Raw genomic sequence first — 3,445 nt, forward strand, 5'->3', positions numbered from 1 at the left:
CTTAATTTGTGTTCGGCGGTGTCCTACTTTTCCACCCGTGTGGGTAGTATCATCGGCGCTGGCAGGCTTAGCTTCCGGGTTCGGGATGGGACCGGGCGTTTCCCTGCCGCTATGGACCGCCGTAACTTTATTCACCCGTTTGTGAGTGTACATCTTGTGTTTTGGTGGTGGGGTGCGGTGGCACGCCGACACACAAGTGTGTGGGTGTTTATGGATGTGGTTGCGAGGTCAGGATGTGCGTCTTACGTAACTCAAACATGGTGGTGTTTGTTGGTTGTTGTAAGTTTTCGGCCGGTTAGTGCCAGTTCCCTGCACCCATTGCTGGGCTTCTAGGTCTGGTCTATCAATCCCGTGGTCTGCGGGGGGCCTTATCCCTCTAAAAGGGTGAGAAGCCTGGTCTTGGAGGGGGTTTCCCGCTTAGATGCTTTCAGCGGTTATCCTGTCCGAACGTGGCTATCCAGCGGTGCTCCTGGTGGAACAACTGGTGTACCAGAGGTTCGTCCGTCCCGGTCCTCTCGTACTAGGGACAGATTTCCTCAAGCTTCTGACGCGCGCGGCGGATAGAGACCGAACTGTCTCACGACGTTCTAAACCCAGCTCGCGTGCCGCTTTAATGGGCGAACAGCCCAACCCTTGGGACCTGCTCCAGCCCCAGGATGCGACGAGCCGACATCGAGGTGCCAAACCATCCCGTCGATATGGACTCTTGGGGAAGATCAGCCTGTTATCCCCGGGGTACCTTTTATCCGTTGAGCGACACCCCTTCCACTCAGAGGTGCCGGATCACTAGTCCCGACTTTCGTCCCTGCTCGACATGTACGTCTCGCAGTCAAGCTCCCTTGTGCACTTACACTCAACACCTGATTGCCGTCCAGGTTGAGGGAACCTTTGGGCGCCTCCGTTACATTTTAGGAGGCAACCGCCCCAGTTAAACTACCCACCAGGCACTGTCCCTGAACCGGATATACGGTCCGAGGTTAGAGGCCCAATACGATCAGAGTGGTATTTCAACAACGACTCCACCCACACTGGCGTGTGAATTTCACAGTCTCCCACCTATCCTACACAAACCGTATCGAGCACCAATACCAAGTTGTAGTGAAGGTCCCGGGGTCTTTTCGTCCTGCCGCGCGTAACGAGCATCTTTACTCGTAGTGCAATTTCGCCGAGTCTATGGTTGAGACAGTTGAGAAGTCGTTACGCCATTCGTGCAGGTCGGAACTTACCCGACAAGGAATTTCGCTACCTTAGGATGGTTATAGTTACCACCGCCGTTTACTGGGGCTTAAATTCTCTGCTTCACCCCGAAGGGTTAACAGGTCCTCTTAACCTTCCAGCACCGGGCAGGCGTCAGTCCGTATACATCGTCTTGCGACTTCGCACGGACCTGTGTTTTTAGTAAACAGTCGCTTCTCACTGGTTTGTGCCACCCCCTCCCGCTGCCGGCCGCAAGAGCCTTGACGATATGGGGGTCCCCCTTCTCCCGAAGTTACGGGGGCATTTTGCCGAGTTCCTTAACCATAGTTCACTCGTACGCCTTAGTATTCTCTACCTGACCACCTGTGTTGGTTTGGGGTACGGGCCGTGTATGTCCTCGCTAGAGGCTTTTCTTGGCAGCATAGGATCACCGAATTCGCCTCAAACGGCTATGCATCACCTCTCAGGCACATGAAACGCGGATTTGCCTACGTTTCGCCCTACCGGCTTACCCCAGTACAACCACTGACTGGTACGGCTACCTTCCTGCGTCACCCCATCGCTTGACTACTACCCACCGGGGTCCCACGCAGCCCCACCAACGCCGCACCCCGAAGGGATTGGTCACGGTGGTTTTGGATGGTTAGCACAATGGATTCATCAGGGACGCACATACACGGGTACGGGAATATCAACCCGTTGTCCATCGACTACGCCTGTCGGCCTCGCCTTAGGTCCCGACTCACCCTGGGAGGACTGGCCTGGCCCAGGAACCCTTGGTCTTTCGGCGGGCAAGGTTCTCACTTGCCTATTCGCTACTCATGCCTGCATTCTCACTCCCACACCCTCCACAGCTAGATCACTCTGCTGCTTCACCGGATGCAGGACGCTCCCCTACCCAGCCACAAAGTGGCTGCCGCGGCTTCGGCGGTGTGCTTGAGCCCCGCTACATTATCGGCGCACAATCACTTGACCAGTGAGCTATTACGCACTCTTTCAAGGGTGGCTGCTTCTAAGCCAACCTCCTGGTTGTCTTCGCGACTGCACATCCTTTTCCACTTAGCACACGCTTAGGGGCCTTAGCCGGCGATCTGGGCTGTTTCCCTCTCGACGCACGGAGCTTATCCCCCGCCGTCTCACTGCCACACTCTTGGACTTGTCGGCATTCGGAGTTTGGCTGACGTCAGTAACCCTGTGGGGCCCATCGGCCATCCAGTAGCTCTACCTCCAACAAGAAACATGTGACGCTGCACCTAAATGCATTTCGGGGAGAACCAGCTATCACGGAGTTTGATTGGCCTTTCACCCCTACCCACAGCTCATCCCCTCAGTCTTCAACCTAAGTGGGTTCGGGCCTCCACGCGGTCTTACCCGCGCTTCACCCTGGCCATGGGTAGATCACTCCGCTTCGGGTCCAGAACACACCACTACACCACACACTGTTGTGTGGATACGCCCTATTCAGACTCGCTTTCGCTGCGGCTACCCCACCCGGGTTAACCTCGCGACATGTCCCTGACTCGCAGGCTCATTCTTCAAAAGGCACGCCATCACCCCACGCAAAGCGAGGGCTCTGACGGATTGTAAGCGCACGGTTTCAGGTACTATTTCACTCCCCTCCCGGGGTACTTTTCACCATTCCCTCACGGTACTAATCCGCTATCGGTCACTGGGAAGTATTCAGGCTTACCGGGTGGTCCCGGCAGATTCACAGCAGATTTCACGGGCCCGCTGCTACTCGGGAACACCATTAAGGTAGATGTCAGGTTTTCACGTACCGGGCTCTCACCGTCTACGGCAGGTCATCCCAAACCATTTCCGCTAACCACAACATTTTCTCACTACCCTCCAGTCGGATAGAACTGGAAAAACAGGTCCCACAACCCCGCACACACAACCCCTACCCGGTATCACATGCATACGGTTTAGCCATCCTCCGCTTTCGCTCGCCACTACTCACGGAATCACTTTTGTTTTCTCTTCCTACGGGTACTGAGATGTTTCACTTCCCCGCGTTCCCTCCCGACACCTATGTATTCAGTGACGGGTAACACGACATCACTCGTGCTGGGTTTCCCCATTCGGACATCCTCGGATCAACGCTCGGTTGGCAGCTCCCCGAGGCATATCGCAGCCTCCAACGTCCTTCATCGGCTCCCAGTGCCAAGGCATCCACCATGCGCCCTTAAACACTTACAACACAAAAACCAAAAAATGAGTTTCAAAAGAAATTGCACATCAACACACA

2 rRNA genes are annotated in these 3,445 nt (G+C 55.4%); both read right to left on the minus strand.

The window, feature by feature from the left end:
- Positions 1–10 precede the first annotated feature (10 nt).
- A 5S ribosomal RNA gene (gene rrf / locus BKG60_RS13610) occupies positions 11–124 on the minus strand.
- 151 nt (positions 125–275) lie between these two features.
- A 23S ribosomal RNA gene (locus BKG60_RS13615) occupies positions 276–3,396 on the minus strand.
- Positions 3,397–3,445: the final 49 nt, after the last annotated feature.

It is taken from the genome of Mycobacterium syngnathidarum (assembly GCF_001942625.1).
Classification (GTDB): domain Bacteria; phylum Actinomycetota; class Actinomycetes; order Mycobacteriales; family Mycobacteriaceae; genus Mycobacterium; species Mycobacterium syngnathidarum.